At 57.9% G+C, this 17,230-nt stretch carries 14 protein-coding genes and 1 tRNA gene; 6 read left to right on the top strand and 9 right to left on the bottom strand.

Annotation, left to right across the window (positions count from 1 at the left end):
• The first annotated feature begins 141 nt into the window (after window positions 1-141).
• On the top strand, window positions 142-441 hold the full coding sequence (locus E4631_RS02645) for a hypothetical protein (protein WP_135318579.1): 300 nt from the start codon (window positions 142-144) through the stop codon (window positions 439-441).
• A 604-nt stretch (window positions 442-1,045) separates the two neighbouring features.
• Here E4631_RS02645 and E4631_RS02640 read toward each other — a convergent pair.
• The 6 genes from E4631_RS02640 to E4631_RS02615 form a co-directional block, all read right to left on the bottom strand.
• Window positions 1,046-1,363, bottom strand: a complete 318-nt coding sequence (locus E4631_RS02640; protein WP_133658531.1) for a hypothetical protein — start codon at window positions 1,361-1,363, stop codon at window positions 1,046-1,048.
• A 24-nt stretch (window positions 1,364-1,387) separates the two neighbouring features.
• Window positions 1,388-2,656, bottom strand: coding sequence for an adenylosuccinate synthase (locus E4631_RS02635; protein WP_133658530.1), 1,269 nt, complete (start codon window positions 2,654-2,656; stop codon window positions 1,388-1,390).
• Window positions 2,657-2,801: 145 nt separating this feature from the next.
• Window positions 2,802-3,152, bottom strand: a complete 351-nt coding sequence (locus E4631_RS02630) for an STAS domain-containing protein (RefSeq protein ID WP_133658529.1) — start codon at window positions 3,150-3,152, stop codon at window positions 2,802-2,804.
• A complete protein-coding gene (locus tag E4631_RS02625; RefSeq protein WP_133658571.1) occupies window positions 3,153-3,608 on the bottom strand; it encodes a Fur family transcriptional regulator in 456 nt (151 codons plus the stop codon).
• 208 nt (window positions 3,609-3,816) lie between these two features.
• Window positions 3,817-4,149 carry a CHY zinc finger protein gene (locus E4631_RS02620; RefSeq protein ID WP_205704192.1) on the bottom strand — a complete coding sequence of 111 codons (333 nt, stop codon included), beginning with the start codon at window positions 4,147-4,149 and terminating at the stop codon, window positions 3,817-3,819.
• A complete protein-coding gene (locus E4631_RS02615; protein WP_133658528.1) occupies window positions 4,146-6,353 on the bottom strand; it encodes a bifunctional (p)ppGpp synthetase/guanosine-3',5'-bis(diphosphate) 3'-pyrophosphohydrolase in 2,208 nt (735 codons plus the stop codon). The genes E4631_RS02620 and E4631_RS02615 overlap by 4 nt, the downstream gene beginning before the upstream one ends.
• A gap of 170 nt (window positions 6,354-6,523) precedes the next feature.
• Between E4631_RS02615 and E4631_RS02610 the strand changes: the two genes are divergently transcribed.
• The 3 genes from E4631_RS02610 to E4631_RS02600 all read left to right on the top strand — a co-directional run bounded on the left by E4631_RS02610 (window position 6,524) and on the right by E4631_RS02600 (window position 8,890).
• A tRNA-Leu gene (locus E4631_RS02610) sits at window positions 6,524-6,605 on the top strand.
• Window positions 6,606-6,695: 90 nt separating this feature from the next.
• Window positions 6,696-8,030: a trigger factor gene (tig, locus tag E4631_RS02605; protein ID WP_133658527.1), complete on the top strand. Its 1,335-nt coding sequence runs from the start codon at window positions 6,696-6,698 to the stop codon at window positions 8,028-8,030.
• A 152-nt stretch (window positions 8,031-8,182) separates the two neighbouring features.
• Window positions 8,183-8,890, top strand: coding sequence for a ClpP family protease (locus E4631_RS02600; RefSeq protein WP_133658526.1), 708 nt, complete (start codon window positions 8,183-8,185; stop codon window positions 8,888-8,890).
• Window positions 8,891-8,985: 95 nt separating this feature from the next.
• Here E4631_RS02600 and E4631_RS02595 read toward each other — a convergent pair whose 3' ends face one another.
• Window positions 8,986-11,142: a prolyl oligopeptidase family serine peptidase gene (locus E4631_RS02595; RefSeq protein WP_133658525.1), complete on the bottom strand. Its 2,157-nt coding sequence runs from the start codon at window positions 11,140-11,142 to the stop codon at window positions 8,986-8,988.
• 480 nt (window positions 11,143-11,622) lie between these two features.
• On the opposite strand from E4631_RS02595, the gene clpX reads away from it, so the two are divergent.
• Together clpX and E4631_RS02585 are read left to right on the top strand one after the other, a co-directional pair.
• Window positions 11,623-12,846 carry an ATP-dependent Clp protease ATP-binding subunit ClpX gene (gene clpX, locus E4631_RS02590; protein ID WP_133658524.1) on the top strand — a complete coding sequence of 408 codons (1,224 nt, stop codon included), beginning with the start codon at window positions 11,623-11,625 and terminating at the stop codon, window positions 12,844-12,846.
• A gap of 183 nt (window positions 12,847-13,029) precedes the next feature.
• Window positions 13,030-15,726, top strand: coding sequence for a cyclic nucleotide-binding domain-containing protein (locus E4631_RS02585; RefSeq protein WP_133658523.1), 2,697 nt, complete (start codon window positions 13,030-13,032; stop codon window positions 15,724-15,726).
• Between the two features lie 72 nt (window positions 15,727-15,798).
• On the opposite strand, the gene E4631_RS02580 is transcribed toward E4631_RS02585, so the two are convergent.
• The gene (locus E4631_RS02580) at window positions 15,799-16,845 is read right to left on the bottom strand and encodes an adenylate/guanylate cyclase domain-containing protein (protein WP_133658522.1); all 1,047 of its coding nucleotides are present in this window, start codon (window positions 16,843-16,845) and stop codon (window positions 15,799-15,801) included.
• Window positions 16,842-17,225: a response regulator gene (locus E4631_RS02575; RefSeq protein ID WP_133658521.1), complete on the bottom strand. Its 384-nt coding sequence runs from the start codon at window positions 17,223-17,225 to the stop codon at window positions 16,842-16,844. Before E4631_RS02575 ends, E4631_RS02580 begins: the two co-directional genes overlap by 4 nt.
• Window positions 17,226-17,230: the final 5 nt, after the last annotated feature.

The following is a 17,230-nucleotide window of genomic DNA, read 5'->3' as shown; positions in this document are numbered from 1 at the left end:
TTAGGCCTGCCGCTAGCGTTCATCCTGAGCCAGGATCAAACTCTCCATTGTAAAAATTCCTGCACCATAGCGAACTATGGCTGATGTCGAGATGCTACCCTCGCTCGTTAATCGACACGTGGTCGTTTACTTCGATTTTGCTTGTTTCGCCAAGAACTTGCGCCCTTAGCTCACTTACTATTTTGTCTGTTTCCAACATTCAAAGAACATGTGCCGCTTCCTATTGAGGCGACTTGGTGGGCTGTTTTATTAGCCCTGGCTTGCCGTTTGCAAGCCTTGTTTGCGATTGGGAGTGCAAAGGTAACTTATTTTTTTGACTTTCCAAGTTTTAGGCGAAAAAAATATTTCTTTTTTCGTTTTAAGCTTTTCAAGTTTATTCGCTTCCGGTTGAAGCGGGCTGCAAAGATAAGAAAACACCTTCTGATTTTGCAAGAGGTTTAAAAAATTTCTTTTTTAAACCTCATTTAGAAAGCACAACTAATAGATTTTGCCAACTAATTGAAGATTCAAATGCCTTGTCAAGTTTGCCTAGAACCTGCGTCCTGGTGCTGTCCGTAGGCCTTTTGCCGTTTGGGACTGCAAAGGTAGAATGATTTTTTGAGCGGGCAAGCTTTGGTTTACGAAATAGCTTAAGGCATGGTTGTAACTGACTGACTGTGTCGGAGAAAATTCATTATGCTTTGGTTATTCAGGCAGGTAATCCATCTACATACAGCACTTCTAGTCTTTCATCAGCTACTACCCTAGTCGCTACATGGTAAGGACAGCCTATCACTACAAATTCGGTGAACTCTGTGTGTATCAAGCACCAAGTATGTTCAAGGTCAAAGATGTAGCCGGGAAACTGGCCGTCACGGTGATAAATATGGGCTAGGTCTGCGATTACTCCTTTTTCCAGCCAGTCTGTAGGGAGTTCATCTACCCAGTGGTAATCGCCATTTTCTATAGAGCCGGAGAAATAGACTGGGATTATGGGACCAATGACCTGAACAAGCAGCTGAACGAATGCTTCGTTCAGCTGCTTACTTTCTCTTAAGTTGGGTGGCTACTCACCAAAACGAGCGCTAATGTGGTCAGGCGTGAAGCTGTCGTTATAAGGGATGCCCCAGATTTGTGCCAGTTCGCAGTATTTGATGGGGGTCAATCCTTCGTCGTTAGCTGCTGGACTGCCGATACCGTACTTCCTCCAGAAGGCGGCGCGGGCATTTAGCTCCGCTATGGTTTTTCTTTTGAAGGAATACTCTTCTAACGGAATGTGATGGTCTATTCCGATAGGGAACAGAATTTTTAGGTACACATCGAATTCCTGAGGTAGCTTACTTACCCAATCGAGCTGGTCGGTTAGAGGCACTTCCTGCAACATCTGCTACGTCCAGCTGGCTAAAATTTAGCGAAAGAGTGTGCTTACCCGGTCGGGCCCAACGCTAACGATGCGGATAGGCACTTGCAATTCCTTTTCTAAGAATGCCAGGTAGTCCTTCAACTGCTGGGGGAACTGGGCGGCGTCGGTGACCTGGGTGAGGTCGGTGTTCCAGCCGGGGATAGCTTGGTATTCGGGCGTGATGGTTTCGAGCTGGCCGGGGTCGGGAAGATTAGTAGTGCTTTCGCCGGTGGCGGTGCGGTAGTGAGTGCAAGCCTGGATTTCGGCGAAGCCGTCGAGGACGTCAGCTTTCATAAGGTGTAGCTCCGTGACGCCGTTGAGCATAATGGCGTAGCGGAGAGCAGGCAGGTCTATCCAACCGGTGCGACGGGGGCGGCCGGTGGTGGAGCCAAACTCACGGCCAGCCTGGCGGATTTCTTCACCTACTTCATCGAGCAGCTCGGTGGGAAATGGGCCGCTGCCAACGCGCGTGCAGTAGGCTTTAGTGATGCCGTATACCTTATCTATATGGCGGGGGGCAATGCCGAGGCCGGTGCAGGCGCCAGCGGCGATAGTGCTCGACGAGGTGACGTAGGGGTAGGTGCCAAAGTCAATATCTAATAACGAACCCTGGGCGCCTTCGGCGAGGATGCGCTTGCCCTTAGAAAGAAGGTCGTTGAGCAGGTATTCTGTATCGATGAGCTGGAGGCCACGCAGGAACTCGACGGCAGAGAAGAAATCGGCTTCGAACTCGGCGATTTCTAACTCCTTATTATAATGACTAGCGATGCTGGCGTGGTGAGCAACGGCTTCTTGGTAGCGCTCCTGAAAATCGGGAAGCAGGATGTGGCTGACGCGCAGCCCTACCCGCCCAATTTTATCTGAGTACGTGGGGCCGATACCTTTGAGGGTGCTACCGATTTTGGTGTTGCCACGGGCCTCCTCGCTGATGCGGTCGAGGGCGCGGTGCGAGGGCAGAATGAGCTGCGCTTTTTTGGAGATGTACAGGTTCTTGCTCCAGTCTACTCCCCTATCGGTGAGCTTTTGCAGCTCGCCGCGGAACACGACAGGGTCGAGCACCACGCCATTGCCAACGATGTTGAGGATGTGGGGATGGAAGATGCCGCTCGGCACCTGGTGCAGCACGTGCTTGAGGCCATCGAAGGTGAGGGTGTGGCCAGCGTTGGGGCCGCCCTGGAAGCGGGCTACGGCATCATAGGTGGGCGCTAGCACGTCCACGATTTTTCCTTTTCCTTCGTCGCCCCACTGGAGGCCTACTAATACGTCTACGGGCATGATTGTAAATTATCAATGAGCCATTATCAACGCGCAATCGCTGGCTGATAATGGTCTGGGTTGCATGGGGGGGGGTAGGGTTTGCGAAATACCTTTTGGGTCAAAGGTCTGGCCCACTTCTTTAGTAAGCCAAAAAAATAGCCGCCTAGGAGGCGGCTAGTAAGATTTGCTGACGGGCGGCGGCCTCGTTGGCAGCTATAGTGAAGATATTGGTTAGCTTGGTAAGCGCCAGCATTTTTTTGGGGTGGTCGGCGGGGTTAATGAGAACCATTTCGCCGCCGCGGCTACGAAACTTGGTGAGTAGCGAAACCAAGACGCCAATGCCCGTGCTGTTGATATAGCGAACACTTGAAAGGTCCACGGCGCAATTGGTGACGGCCTCACCAAGATATTCGTCTACGGCCGCCAGCAACTGCTGGGTATCGGGGCTGCCGACGAGGTCGCCGGCTAGGGAAAGATAGAGAATGCCGTCTGTAAGGGTGCTGGTGGTGGTCATCTACGCGGGTTTGCCGGGCTCGGAGGCAGGAGGATGGGCGGCGGCTTTGGCGCGGCAATCGCCGCAAATGCCGTACAAATTTAGGGAGTGATGCAGAATATGAAAGTTGAGCAAGTCCCCAACCATCGTTTGGATGCCGTGAATGCGCGGGTCGCAGAACTCTACCACCTTATGGCATTCGGTGCAAATAACGTGGTCGTGCTGCCGATAGCCGTAGCTTTTTTCATATTGCGCTAAGTTGCGGCCAAACTGATGCTTGCTGACCAAGCCCTGCTCTACCAGCAAATCAAGCGTATTATAGACGGTGGCGCGGCTCACTTGCAGGTTGCGCTCCTTCATGCCCGCGTACAATTCTTCTACATCGAAGTGGCCCGAGCGGACGTAAATTTCTTCGAGGATAGCGTAGCGCTCGGCGGTTTTGCGCAAGCCCTTATTTTCGAGGTAAGCGGTGAAGATTTTTTTAACCTCTTCGAGCCGGTCGGTATTTAGCGGGGCCTGGCTGGCGGCGCTGGGCGTGTGCCGGGCCGCGTAGCCGGTTTCGGAAGAGCCGCCTACCCCCTGCTCTACCTCATCGGTCGACGGAGGAGCTATTTGTGTTTTATTCACTGGGATACTAGGTTGTGGGTAATGGGCATCTTATAAGCCACGACGCGCGCATTAAGTTTTATTGCGCAAAATAGAGGGGGTAGTGCTTGGCGCAGCCAGGATTGAAGGCGGCCTGGCACACCGGGCACGTATTATCGCACGCCAGGTAGTCATTGATACTGAGCGTGTGGCGACAATTACCGCAATAAATAGCCTCTTTCCCGAATTCGGCCCGCGGCCACACTATGGGCGCGTGGTCGGTGGCCTCGCGGTGGCAGTCGATGCAGGCGTAATAGGTATCGCAGCACTTGAACTTGATGGCGATAATATCGCGCTCCGAGTGCCAGTGGGCGCATTGCGTGCGGGCATTTACGCCGGTACCGTACACGGTAATGGCGGGTATCTCGCTCACGACTCGAAGCGCTCTACTTGCAGCACTCCATTTACTTTACTTAAGCGCTGGATGAGCTTATTGAGGTGGTCGGTGTCGTTGACGAACACCATAATCTGGCCTTCAAAGAACCCATCATTCGAGTCAACGGTGATGGAACGCATGTTCACCTTGAGGCTGGTGGAGATGATGCGCGTCACGTCGTTCACAATCCCTACCCGGTCAGAACCCTTTAACCGGATGCCGGCCAGAAAGGCTAGCTCCAACTGGTCGGTCCACTTGGCGCGCACGATGCGGTTGCCGTAGTTCGACATCAAATCGACGGCGCGGTGACAGCTGGTGCGGTGAATGATGAGGCCGGTTTCGGTTTCGAAGCCAAACACGTCGTCGCCCGGAATCGGGTTGCAGCACCGCGCTAAGCTGTGATTGAACTTGTCGGTGCGTTCGCCTACCACGAGCATATCGGGGCGTACACCCCTGATTTTCTGCACCTCGTGGTCAAATTTCTTGGGTTCGAGTACCGAATTGGCGCGCGAAACCGCAGTAGTTGTTTTGAAGAGCGAGTCGCGGATTTCGCGGCCATCCAACTGCCCTACGGCCAGCCGATAGTAGAATTCCGAGGGGGTAGGGACGTTGAAATACGCCAGCACGCGCTGCAGATTCTCAGGCGTGTTGTCTACGCCAATCAGCTCCAGACGCTTTTCCAGGATGAACTTGCCATCGTCGGCCTTGGCGCGCTTGTCGTCGCGCAGAAAATCCTTAATACGGGTTTTGGCCTTGCTCGTAATCACATACGTGAGCCACTCGGAGGTAGGGCGCTGCTTGTGCGAGGTCAGGATTTCGACCTGGTCGCCATTGCGCAACTGGTAGCTAAACGGCTCCAGCTTCTGGTTAACCTTGGCCCCGAGGCAGTGCAGGCCGATGTGGGTGTGAATATCGAAGGCAAAATCTAGCGCCGTGGCCTTATCGGGCAAAATAATGAGCTTACCCTTGGGCGTGAACGTGTAAACCTCCTTTACGAACAGGTTCTGGCGGAACTCGTCCATGAACTCCAGCGCACTGGAGTTGTTGGTTTCCAGCATTTCGCGCACGCGGTTGACCCAGGCTTCGAGCGTCGATTCGGGCTGCAGGCTGCCGGTATCCTTGTATTTCCAGTGCGCGGCGTAGCCTTTCTCGGCAATGTCGTCCATGCGCCGCGAGCGAATTTGCACCTCTACCCACTGGCCGGGGTGCGACATCACGGTGGTGTGCAGGCTCTCGTAGCCGTTGGCTTTGGGCGTGCTTACCCAGTCGCGCAGACGGTCGGGGTTGGGCTGGTAAAAGTCCGTCACGATGGAGTACACCTGCCAGCAGGCGGCCTTTTCCTGCTCGGGCGGCACATCGAGAATGACGCGGATGGCAAAAAGGTCGTACACCTCCTCGAAGGTGACGTTTTGCTTACGCATCTTCTTGAGAATCGAATAGATACTCTTCGGCCTACCCTTGATTTCGTAGTGGAAGCCCTGCGCTTTCAACTCCTCATCAATGGGGTGCACAAACTCCTTGATGAAGCGGTTGCGGGCGCTCTGGCTTTGCTTGACTTTGCCTTTCAGCTCAGCATAAATCTCGGTATCGGTGTACTTGAGGTGCAGGTCCTCCAGCTCCGTTTTGATGGCGTAGAGACCCAGGCGATGAGCCAGCGGCGCGTAGAGGTAGATGGTTTCGCTGGCAATTTTGAGCTGCTTGTGGCGCGGCATCGAGTCTAGGGTCCGCATGTTGTGCAGGCGGTCAGCGAGTTTGATGAGAATCACGCGCACATCTTCGCTCAGCGTGAGTAGCATCTTGCGAAAGTTCTCGGCCTGCTCGCTAGAGCCATATTCGAAGACGCCCGAAATTTTGGTTAGCCCATCGATGATGCGCGCCGTTTTCGGACCGAAATCGCGTTCGATATCCGAAATTTCGGTAGGCGTATCTTCCACTACATCGTGCAGCAGAGCCGCTACAATGCTGGTGGTGCCTAGGCCGATTTCCTCCACCGCAATCTGGGCCACGGCCAGCGGATGCAGGATATAAGGCTCGCCCGACTTGCGGCGCATGTCTTTATGCGCTTCCAGGCTTTGGTTGAACGCCTTCTTAATCAGCTTGGTATCGCCGTCGTGCAGATAGGGCTTGGCCGTGCGCAGCAAGCGACGGTACTGGCGCAGGATTTCCTGGCGCTCGGCTTCGAGGTCAATTACGGGAGGCATGGTACCGCAAATAACAAGCTAGCGCGCTAAAAGGTGACAAGGGGGTAGGATAAGCTTTAGCTTGTCTTACGCTAGACTCTTCAACGCTCGACAAGCTAAAGCTTATCCTACACTTGCGTGGCTAGGGAATACTCAGTACCTTTGCGGCCCCGCAGCGAACGGCTGCACCCGCGGATGTGGCGAAATTGGTAGACGCGCTAGATTTAGGCTCTAGTTCCTTACGGTGTGTGGGTTCGAGTCCCTCCATCCGCACTTTTCAAGTTGAATAGGCCCCTGGCTACGTAGTTGGGGGCTTTTTTTTTAACCTTTCCGACTGGCAAGCACCAGCTTGCTCCCACCGTTTTGAATATTACGCTTGACCGCAATGAGGAGCAGCTAACCGGGCTGCTGAACGTGCACCTCGACGAAGCCGACTACAGCGACGCTGTGGAGAAGCAAATCAAGGAAACCAGCAAAAAGGCGCAGTTCAAGGGCTTCCGCCCCGGCAAAGTACCCGCTGGCCTGGTGCGCAAAATGTACGGCAAAGGCATCCTGGCCGACGAAATCAACCGCCTGCTCGGTAGCACGGTCGATGGCTACCTGAAAGACAACAACGTTAAAATTCTGGGTGAGCCTATTCCCGTACCTAGCGACGTGGACTTCGACACGGCTAAGGTCTTCGACTTCCAGTTTGAGCTGGGCTTGCTGCCCGACTTCGAGCTGCCCGCCGACCAGCAGGTAGAGCTGAAGCGCCCGGCCATCAGCCTCGACGACGCTACCCTGGCGGAGACGCACGAGCAAATTACCCGTCAGTTTGGCGAGACTACCAACCCCGAGGCTTCCGAAGCCGACGACTACCTGTTTGGCAAGCTGAAGAAGGCCGGTGCCGAGGGCGAAGGCCAGACGGTGCTCCTACCCATCAATAAAGTGACCAGCGGCCAGGAGCGTTTCGTGGGCGTGAAGGCCGGCGACACGCTGACCTTTGACCTGGGCGAAGCATTCGGCGGCGACGCGGGCGCCATCCGCAGCTTCTCGGGCCTGAGCAAGGAAGAGGCTAGCGGCGCCACCGGCGAGTACGAGTTCGAGGTGGAGAAAATCAACCGCACGGCCGCCCCGGAAGAAAACCAGGAGCTGTTCGATAAGGTATTTGGCCCCGAGTCGGTGGCTTCGAAAGAAGAGTTTGACACCAAGGTGCGCGAAACGGTGCAGTCGAACTACGACCGCGAGTCGGACAACCTGGTGAACCGTCGCCTCATCGATGCGATGATTGACGCCACGCCGATTCAGATTCCGACCGAGTTTTTCAAGAAGTGGCTGGTGCGCGCCAACGAAGGCAAGCTTGATGCTGCCACCGTGGAGCAGCACTACAACGACTACGAGCGCGAGCTGAAGTGGAGCCTCATCCGCAACAAAGTGGTGGAAGACATGGGCCTCAAAGTAGAGACCGATGAAATCCGCGACCGCGTGCTAGACAAGATTCTGGGGCAGTTTGGCGGCGGCATGCAGCTGACCGACGAGATGCGCCAGGGCATGGCGGGTTTCGCCGACAACTATCTCAAGCAGGAGAACGGCAAGAACTACGTGCAGGAGTACGAGGCCATTCTGGCAGAGAAAGTAGTGGAGGCCCTGCGTGGCAAAGTTGTTGTTACGGATGAGCCCGTAACGGCCGAAGAATTTCGCAACCAGAACGAGGGCTAGCCTTTGGTTTGATTGAGAGTAGAAAAGCCTTTACGCCCTGCGTAAGGGCTTTTTTGTGTTGTACGCAGTACGTTTACAACATTCCACCCCCCTACCCGTCTTTTAGTATCTGAACACGGGCGGGCTGCGGCCTACCCCCCTACTTATTTCCCATGCTGAATAAACAAGAGTTTCGCAAATTTGCTGTAAAGCATCAGGGCCTCAACGGTTTGGCCGTGGACCAATACATTAACAACGTGGAAGGCCAGACGCGCGGTGGTCTCATCATGCCGAGCAACATGACCCGCTCGGTAATTGAGGAGCGCCCCCAGAACTTCCGGGAGATTGACGTGTTTTCGCGCCTTATCATGGACCGGATTATCTTCCTGGGCACGGCCGTAGACGACTACATCGCCAACATCCTGACGGCACAGATGCTGTTCCTGGAGTCGGCCGACTCGAAGAAAGATATCCTGCTGTATATCAACTCGCCCGGTGGCTCGGTGTACGCTGGCCTGGGCATTTATGACACTATGCAGTATGTGAACCCCGACGTGGCCACCATCTGCACCGGCCTGGCGGCCTCGATGGGCGCCGTGCTGCTGGCAGGTGGCGCCAAGGACAAGCGCTCGGCCCTACCCCACGCCCGCGTGATGATTCACCAGCCCAGCGGCGGCGCGCAAGGCCAGTCGTCGGACATTGAGATTACGGCCCGCGAAATCCTGAAGCTCAAGAAAGAGCTGTATGACATTCTGGCGCAGCACACCGGCAAAACTTACCAGGAAATTCACGACAACTCGGACCGCGACTACTGGATGCGTGCCGACGAGGCCAAAGAATACGGCCTGATTGACGAGGTGCTGGAAAAGAAGCCTGCTTAGCTATTGGCGCCTTAGTCGGCGTTAATGCTAAATGTTTAGGTTAAAAAAGAGCTCTGGCTATTAAGTCAGGGCTCTTTTTTGTGGGTAGCAAGCGCTTACTTAACGGCCACGGTGGCGGGCTGAAAATTGGGGTGGCCCGCCTGCCAGAGCGCGAAAGCGTACATATTGGCGAAGTTGCGGAAGGTCACCGCTTTATCTTCGGTGAAGTGGCCGTTGTCGTAGTTGACCTGCATGAGGACGGGCTTGCCGGAGGTGGTAGCAGCTTGCAGGGCAGCAGCCAGCTTGCCCGGCTGCCACACTATCACGCGGGGGTCGTTCATGCCGCCCACGCACATAACGGCGGGGTACTTCGTGCCGGGCTTCACGTGCTGAAAAGCATCCATCTCGTAGAGCGCCTGGCACTGCACCGGGTCTTTGACGGAGCCGAATTCGGGCACATTAACGGGGCCGTTAGGCGTATTTTCCTGGCGCAGCATGTTGGAGCAGCTCACGTTACTGATGGCGGCGGCAAATAAATCGGGCCGCTCGGTGATGGCGCGGCCGATGAGGATGCCGCCCGCGCTGGTACCCATGCCGATGAGGTGGCTCGGGCTGGTGTAGCCATTTTTTACTAGGTAATCGCCGCAAGCAATGAAGTCTTTCCAAGTGTTAGGCTTGGTGGTTTGGTAGCCGGCGCGGTACCACTTCTGGCCCTTCTCGGAGCCGCCGCGCGGGTGGGTTTCAGCGATGACCACGCCTTGGTTGAGCATGGCCAGGTAGCGCGTACTGAAAGCTGGCACGGCCGAGATACCGTAGGCCCCGTAGCCATCCATGAAGCAAATCGCCTGGCCATTCTTCTGGAGCCCCTTGCGGTAGATGAGGGAGAGCGGCACCATCGCGCCGTCGTGGCTGGGCACTTCTACTTCTTCGACCACCAAATCGGCCACACCGGGGTATTCCGCCTTAACTTCAAAATTACTGACAGCCAGCTTTTTGCTATCCGGATTATAGTCATAGAGCGTGGCGGGCTGCTTCCAGGAAGTGATGCCTAGCAGCACAGCATTGCTGCGGGGCGCGTCGAGCGGCTGCACGTAGGCCGTGCCGCTAAAGGGCAGTGGCACATCGGCCCACTGGCGGCTGCGCGGGTCGTACTGCCGGATGTGGTCATTGATGCCATCGTTGAGCGTGACGAATAAATAGTCCTTCGAAGAAACGATGCCCGTGATGTTGCGCGAGCCCTCGGGCAGCAGCACTGTGGCCGTGGCCACCTTGGGATGGGCCGCGTCGGTGACCAGAATGCGGCCCTTGGGGGCGCCCTTCACGCTGTAGAGGTACAGCTGGGCGCCCAGCTTCAGGTAGCTGTAGACGCTGTCGGTGGGCACGGCCAGCGGCTGCCAGGGAATGGTGGGCTTGCCCAAATCGGCGGGGGTAGCAACCCACACGTACTGCCGGTTATCGACCGAGCCCAGACCAGCGTAGACCTGGGTGTGGTCGTCGGAGAAATAGATAAAGGGGTACTCATCGGGCCGAATGGGAAAAGCCGGGTTTTTAGCGCGCGAAAAAAGCTCGGGGTCGGCCGAGGCCGGCGTGCCCAGGCGGTGCAGGCGAGCCTTGGTATTGAGGTTGCCCAGCGGGTCTTTGGGGTCGGTAGAGTTGTTGGGCGTGTACAGAAAACCCGTATCGGTGGGCAGCCAGTCGACGCCACCGCCCGATACGGCCACGATACTTTCGGGCAGCAGCGCCTTGGTGGCGACCGTCATAATGCGGAGCGTAGACAGCTCCGCGCCGCCTTCCTGCAGGCCCACCACCAGCTGCTGCCCGCTGTTGCTGGGCGTGAAGGCGGTGACGGAATAAGTTTTGGCCGGGTTGTAGGCCACGGGGTCAAAAAGCAGGGTTTCGGCGCCGGTGGCGCCTTCCCGCAGGTATAGCTTGCCCACCTTTTCGGCGGGCAGCGTTTTGCGGTAGAAGTAGCGGTTGCCACGCTTCCTGATTTCGGAGTAGCGCGCCGGCCGCAATCGGTCATAGCGCACAAAGGCGCTGAGTAGGCTATCGCGGCCCGGCAGCCGGTCGAGCGTCTGCTTGGTGTAATCGCCCTGGGCCTTGAACCAGGCGAGCACCTCGGGGCTCTTGGTATCTTCGAGCCAGCGGTAATTATCTACCACGGCCCGCCCAAAATAGGTATCGGTGACGGGGCGCTGGGGCGTGGCGGGCAGCGACTGCGCCGCGGCGCCCCAGCTACTGAGGAGGCAGAGTATCAGGAAACAGTTTTTCATAGTCAGCAAAAAAAAGTGAGGGGTAAGGACTAGAACAGGATTCCTGTAGCGCAAGCAAGCGGCACTGGCCGGGCGGCCGGGCCCTACCCCCTCCGCAACGGGTGAAAGCAGCCCACGCCGGGCAATTACACAACGCCGGCAGCCGGCGTAGGTCAGCGGCCGGCACTCAACTGGCTGGGAAGCAAATCTAACCCTAATGAGCAGGAGGAACAACAGGTAATTCTACCTGGTTTACCCGGCGCTTAACGCTGGCAATCAGCCACAACCGGGGCCCACGTGGGATGCGCGGCAGCGGGGAGCCGCATGCGGTTAACCGGGTGGCCCAACATCTGCCGCCAGCCGGGGGTTGGTACTTACCCGACCGGTCGATTGGCGGCCGGCAAGGGGGTAGGCGGCCGGGCAAACGCTCCCAGCGGCCGTATCTTTGAACCCGTTTCGCCGAAAGTAGCTTTGGCTACCTAGTTTACCAGTTTTGACCCGATGCCGGAAATAGCCTGCTCCTTCTGTAATAAGCCCAAGCGCGATGTCGCGGTGATGATTTCGGGCATTAATGCCCACATCTGCGAGAAGTGCGTGGCGCAGGCCCAGCACATTTTGAGCGAAGAAACCAAGCTGCAGGCTGAGGCCCGCCAGCCCAAGTTTAACCTCATCAAGCCCCGCGAAATCAAAACCCACCTCGACCAGTATGTGGTGGGCCAGGACGAGGCCAAGCGCGTGATGAGCGTGGCGGTGTACAACCACTACAAGCGCCTGATGCAGAAGCCGCAACCCGACGAGGTGGTGATTGAAAAATCGAACATCATCATGGTGGGCGAAACCGGGACGGGCAAAACCTTCCTTGCGCGCATGCTGGCCAAGATTCTGCAAGTGCCCTTCTGCATTGCCGATGCCACGGTGCTGACCGAGGCCGGCTACGTGGGCGAGGACGTAGAGAGCATCCTGACGCGCCTGCTCCAAGCGGCCGACTATAACCTCGAAGCGGCCGAGCGCGGCATCGTGTACATCGACGAGATTGACAAGATTGCCCGCAAGAGCGACAACCCCAGCATCACGCGCGACGTGAGCGGCGAGGGCGTGCAGCAGGCCTTGCTGAAGCTGCTGGAAGGCACGCACATCAACGTGCCGCCGCAGGGAGGCCGCAAGCACCCCGACCAGAAGATGATTTCGGTGAATACCGAGAACATCCTGTTTATGTGCGGTGGGGCATTTTCGGGCATCGACCGCATTATCAAGAGCCGGCTCAATACTAAGCCGATGGGCTTTTCGAAGACCAACCTGAGCGAGAAGGTGGACACGCAGAACTTCCTGCGCTATGTGTCGGCCCAAGACATCAAATCATTCGGTCTCATTCCCGAGCTAATTGGCCGCCTACCCGTGCTCACGCACCTCAACCCGCTGGACAAAGCCACGCTACGCCTGATTTTGACCGAGCCCAAGAACTCGCTGGTGCGCCAGTACCAGCGGCTGTTCAACATGGAGAATATTGCGCTCGACTTTACGGAAGAAGCCCTCGAATACATCGTGGAGCGGGCCGATGAATACCGCCTCGGCGCGCGCGGCCTGCGCTCCATCTGCGAGAGCATCATGACCGACGCCATGTTTGAGATGCCATCCGAAGCGGGGGTAGGCGAGTTTACGATTACCGAAAGCTACGCGCGCAGCAAGTTTGAGAAGTCGCCCTTACAGCTGATGCGGGCGGCGTAAGCTCGCTGTCCAGCAAGCATTTCGTCATTGCGAGCGCAACGAAGTGAAGCGCGGCAATCTTTCCTAATCGTTGGATTACTACCCCTAACGTGAAGGAAAGATTGCCGCGCTTCACTTCGTTGCGCTCGCAATGACAAGCGATTTTAGGGCTTAAAGAAGCCTACTTACCCTAACTTGCGGCCCATGACACTAACTGAGCGTGGGCAGCGGCTGCTGGGCGTGCGCCCCGAGGAAGGGCGCACGGTGTGGCTGTTTTTCTTACACAATTTCCTGTTGGGGGCAGGCACCATTCTGGTGTATGTGGCGGCCAACGTGCTGCTGCTGGAGAACAACCCCGAGCGCAACCTGCCGCTGGCCTACGGGGTGGCGGCGCTGGCCATGCTGGCCGCCGGCCGCGTGTACGCGCATTTTGAGCACCATTGGCTGCTGCAGAAGCTGGCGGTGCGGGTGCTGCTGGCGGCCGTGGCCCTGGCGGGCGTGCTGGGCGTGCTGGTGGCCACGGGCCATTCGGTAGCGTCGGCTATTGCGATTATGGCGGGCTACCGGGTCATTTATTTGCTGACCAACCTGGAATTCTGGGGCGTGTCGGCGGTGGTGTTTGATGTGCGGCAGAGCAAGCGGCTGTTTGGCATTATCAGCGCGGGCGACATGCCGGCCAAGGCAATGGGCGCCGTGCTGGCCATTTTCATTCACAGTAACGTGGAGCTGCCGTGGCTGCTGGGCACGGCCTTCGGGGCGTATTTGCTGGCGCTGGTGGCGTTGCGCGCCACGCTAAGCTCGCACGTGGTAGAGGCCGTGCCCGACCGCCGCCGGGCACGGCAGCAGGGGGTAGCGCCGGGCCTGCGCGACTGGTTTGGCGACAGCCGCCTGGTCCTCATCATGTGCCTGAGTCTGCTGGGGTTATCGGCCGTGACGACGGGGATTGAGTACCTGTTTTTTGTGAACGTGAAGCACCGCTTTCACGATGAGGCTGCCATTATGCAGTACGTAGGCACCGTGCTGGTCGTCACGTATTTGCTGGCGATGCTGTTCAAGCTGCTGCTCTCGCAGACCGCCGTAGACCGGCTGGGCGTGCGGTGGGTGCTGCTGGTGCTGCCCGTAGCGCTACTAGGCGGGCTGGCCCTGTACGCCGGCCAGGACCGGGCCGATATCGGGGCGCTGCTGCGGTATTTCTGCGGGCTGTACCTGGGGCTGGAAGTACTGCGACGGGCCGTATTTGACCCGGTATTCCTCCTGCTGTTTCAGCCGCTTTCGGTGCCCGAGCGCCTGCAGGCCCACACGCTGGCCAAGGGCGTGTACGAGCCGCTGGGCATGGCGCTGGGCGGGGGGCTGCTGTTTGCGCTGCACGCGCTGCCGGGCGGCCAAACGTGGGTGCCCTTTATCTGGATGGGCTCCTTTATGCTGGTGGTACTCTGGCTATTGACCCGCACCTACCACCAGTATGTGGCGGAGCTTCAGCACGCGCTGGGCCAGCGCTTCGCCGAGGACGTTACCGATACTGGCGCTACTGCTGCTGAGGCCCCTACCCCCCCGGCGCCCGCCAGCCCCGCCGATATTCGCCAGCTTACTGAGGCGCTGAGCAGCAAAGCGCGCCGGGCGGCGGCCACTCAGCAACTGTTGCGCCTCGGCAATACTGCCCTACCCACCCTGGCCGAAGTACTGAACGCTGACCCCGACCAAACGCTGGTGCGGCGCGTGGCACAGGTGTGCGGCCGCCTGCGCACGCCCGCCAGCCGGCAGCTGCTGGTGGCGCTGGCGCGGCAGCCCAACTTATTCCGGCGCGAAGCCGCGCTGCGGGCGTTGCGACATTTTGACGTGGCACCGCACGAGGTACCATTGTTTCAGGCGCTGGTGCACGATGAGCTGCTGCTGGCGCAGCAGCTGCTACACGGCCAAACCACCGCTACCCCCGAGCTGGCGGGCTGCCTCGACTACGAGCTGACCCGCACGCAGCAGCGGGTTTTTGCCCTGCTGGGCCAGATTTATCCGCCCCAGCTCATTGCCGATGCGCAGCGCGGGGTGGCCCACGCCGCCCGCGAGCGCCAAGCCAACGCCCTCGAAATCCTCGACAACAGCATTGCCCGACCCACTTACCAGGGCTTGCAGGCGCTGCTGGCCGTGGCGCCACCCGCCGAAAAAGAGCGCACCTTCGACCGCCTGCTGGGCCCGCTGCTGGCCCCTACCCCCATTGTAGAAACTATTGTGGAACGCGGCGAAACGGCCTTTTCGGACTGGACGGTGCGCGTGGCCCTCGACGAATGGCAGCCCAGCAGCGCTACCGTGCCAGCGCTTTCGCCGCACCTGCGTAGCCCCAGCCCGCTGGTGCGCGAAAGCGCCTTTGCCCAGCTGGCGCGGCTTGCTGCCACGCAGCCCACGCTTTATCAGCAAGTGAATACCGCTCATCAAACCCTCGCCACCCTGCTTATGAGCCACGCCGCCACTACTTCGCACATCACCGCCACCGAGCGCGTGCAGGTGCTGCAGCAAACGGCCCTTTTTGCCGAAACGCCCGAAAACGTGCTCAGCAGCATCGTGCCGATTATGAACGAAATCAGCTTCGCCGCCGGCCAGCAGATTTTTGCGAAGGGCGACCTGGGCAGCTCGCTCTTTATTATGTACGAGGGCCAGGTGGGCGTTTTTAACGGCCCGCAGTTGCTTGCCACGTTTGGCAAGGGCGACTTCTTTGGCGAGCTGGCGCTGCTCGATGCGGAGCCGCGCTCAGCGTCGGCCGTGGCGCAGGGGGTAGTAACGGCCTTTCGCCTCGACCAGGAAGATTTTTACGACGTGATGGAAGAGCGTCCCGAGGTGCTGCGCAACATCCTGCGGGTGCTGTGCCAGCGCCTACGCCACCAGAACGAGGCGCTACAGAGCAATGGGTAATTAGAGCACGTTTGTCATTGCGAGCGCTTCACTTCGTTGCGCTCGCAATGACAAACGTGCTCTAACCACTCCTTACGCTACTACCTCGTACGTCATAATGGGGTGGGCCTTGTTTTTGAGCTTTAGCTCGCCGATGGGCTCGCACTGAAAGCTCTCTTTAACGCGCTCGTAGATGACGTCGGTGATGACAATCTGGTTGGGCTGGCCGGCCGATTGCAGGCGTTGGCTCACGTTTACGGTGTCGCCTATTACGGTGTAGTCCAGGCGCTTGAGGGAGGCCGAGCCGATATTGCCGGATACCATTTCGCCGGTATTGACGCCGATGCTTACGGCCGGGTGGTAGTCGGTGCCGTCGGGCAGGGTGTCGTGCGCAGCTTGCAGCTTGGCGCGCACCACCAGGGCCGCGTCGATGGCCCGGTCGAGGTGGAAGTCGCCGCGAAATACGGCCATGACGGCATCGCCCATAAACTTGTCGATGTAGCCGCCGTGCGCGATTACCTCCTTCACAATCTGGTCGAAATAGGAGTTGAGCAGCGACACTACCGTGACGGCCGGCTGCGTTTCGGAGAGCGACGTGAAGCCGCAGATATCCATAAAAACTACCGTGGCCTCTACCGTTTCGCTGGCCAGGAGCTTATTTTCGAAGCCCGGCCGGGCCATGAAGTTGATGACCGTTTCATCGACGTACATCTTCAAGATATTATTCTCCTGAATGGCCCGCATCGTGTCGTGCAGCTGCTGCACGTACACGATTGTCTTCTCCATTGTTAGCTCCAAGTCCTTGAAGTCAACTGGCTTGCACACAAAATCGAAGGCCCCGCGGTTCATGGCGGCCCGAATATTCTCCATGTCGCCGTAGGCCGATACCATCACGGTTTTGGTCATAGGGTTGCTCTCGTGCATGCGGCCGAGCAGCGTGAGGCCGTCCATCACGGGCATGTTAATGTCGGAGAGCACGATATCAATATCGGCGTGCTCGTGCAGGCAGTCGAGGGCCTCCTGGCCGTTGCCGGCGAAGAGGAATTCGTAGGCGTTCTCGCGGATTTTGCGGCGAAACTTTTGCTTGATGAGCAGCTCTAAATCCGCTTCATCATCCACAACCAGAATTTTCGTTTTCATGTAGTAGCGATAGTTTGGAGCTTTTGCTTGAGCGCGGCAAAATCGACCGGCTTAATCAGAAAGTCGTTGGCCCCTAGCTGCATAGCCTGGTCGTGGGTGGCCGTGTCGCCGTAGGCCGTGAGCATCATCACCAGCGGCGGTGGGGGGGGTAGGGGGTCAGTTTTGACGTGCCGCAGCAGTTCGAGGCCACTCATGCCGGGCATGTTGATGTCGGACAGAATGAGTACAACCTCCGACGGATGGTCGCGCAGAAACGTCAGGGCTTCCTCGCCCGAGTAGGAAAAGGAAAACTCAAACTCGCCGCTGCGGATTTCGCGCCGAAAGCGCTGCTCGAACAGCAGCCGCACATCGGGCTCGTCGTCAACCACCAGGATTTTCATAGGTA

Source organism: Hymenobacter sp. UV11 (assembly GCF_004684095.1).
In the GTDB taxonomy this organism is placed as follows: Bacteria; Bacteroidota; Bacteroidia; order Cytophagales; family Hymenobacteraceae; genus Hymenobacter.
The sequence above is the reverse complement of the archived record's forward strand: the minus strand, read 5'-3'. Positions and strand labels throughout refer to the sequence as shown.

What these genes read in the sequence shown, in the direction of transcription:
- E4631_RS02640 (WP_133658531.1), bottom strand. Translation starts at nt 1,363, where the DNA reads ATGTTGCAGGAAGTGCCTCTAACCGACCAGCTCGATTGGGTAAGTAAG.
- E4631_RS02635 (WP_133658530.1), bottom strand. Translation starts at nt 2,656, where the DNA reads ATGCCCGTAGACGTATTAGTAGGCCTCCAGTGGGGCGACGAAGGAAAA.
- E4631_RS02630 (WP_133658529.1), bottom strand. Translation starts at nt 3,152, where the DNA reads ATGACCACCACCAGCACCCTTACAGACGGCATTCTCTATCTTTCCCTA.
- E4631_RS02615 (WP_133658528.1), bottom strand. Translation starts at nt 6,353, where the DNA reads ATGCCTCCCGTAATTGACCTCGAAGCCGAGCGCCAGGAAATCCTGCGC.
- E4631_RS02600 (WP_133658526.1), top strand. Translation starts at nt 8,183, where the DNA reads ATGCTGAATAAACAAGAGTTTCGCAAATTTGCTGTAAAGCATCAGGGC.
- E4631_RS02595 (WP_133658525.1), bottom strand. Translation starts at nt 11,142, where the DNA reads ATGAAAAACTGTTTCCTGATACTCTGCCTCCTCAGTAGCTGGGGCGCC.
- clpX (WP_133658524.1), top strand. Translation starts at nt 11,623, where the DNA reads ATGCCGGAAATAGCCTGCTCCTTCTGTAATAAGCCCAAGCGCGATGTC.
- E4631_RS02585 (WP_133658523.1), top strand. Translation starts at nt 13,030, where the DNA reads ATGACACTAACTGAGCGTGGGCAGCGGCTGCTGGGCGTGCGCCCCGAG.
- E4631_RS02580 (WP_133658522.1), bottom strand. Translation starts at nt 16,845, where the DNA reads ATGAAAACGAAAATTCTGGTTGTGGATGATGAAGCGGATTTAGAGCTG.
- E4631_RS02575 (WP_133658521.1), bottom strand. Translation starts at nt 17,225, where the DNA reads ATGAAAATCCTGGTGGTTGACGACGAGCCCGATGTGCGGCTGCTGTTC.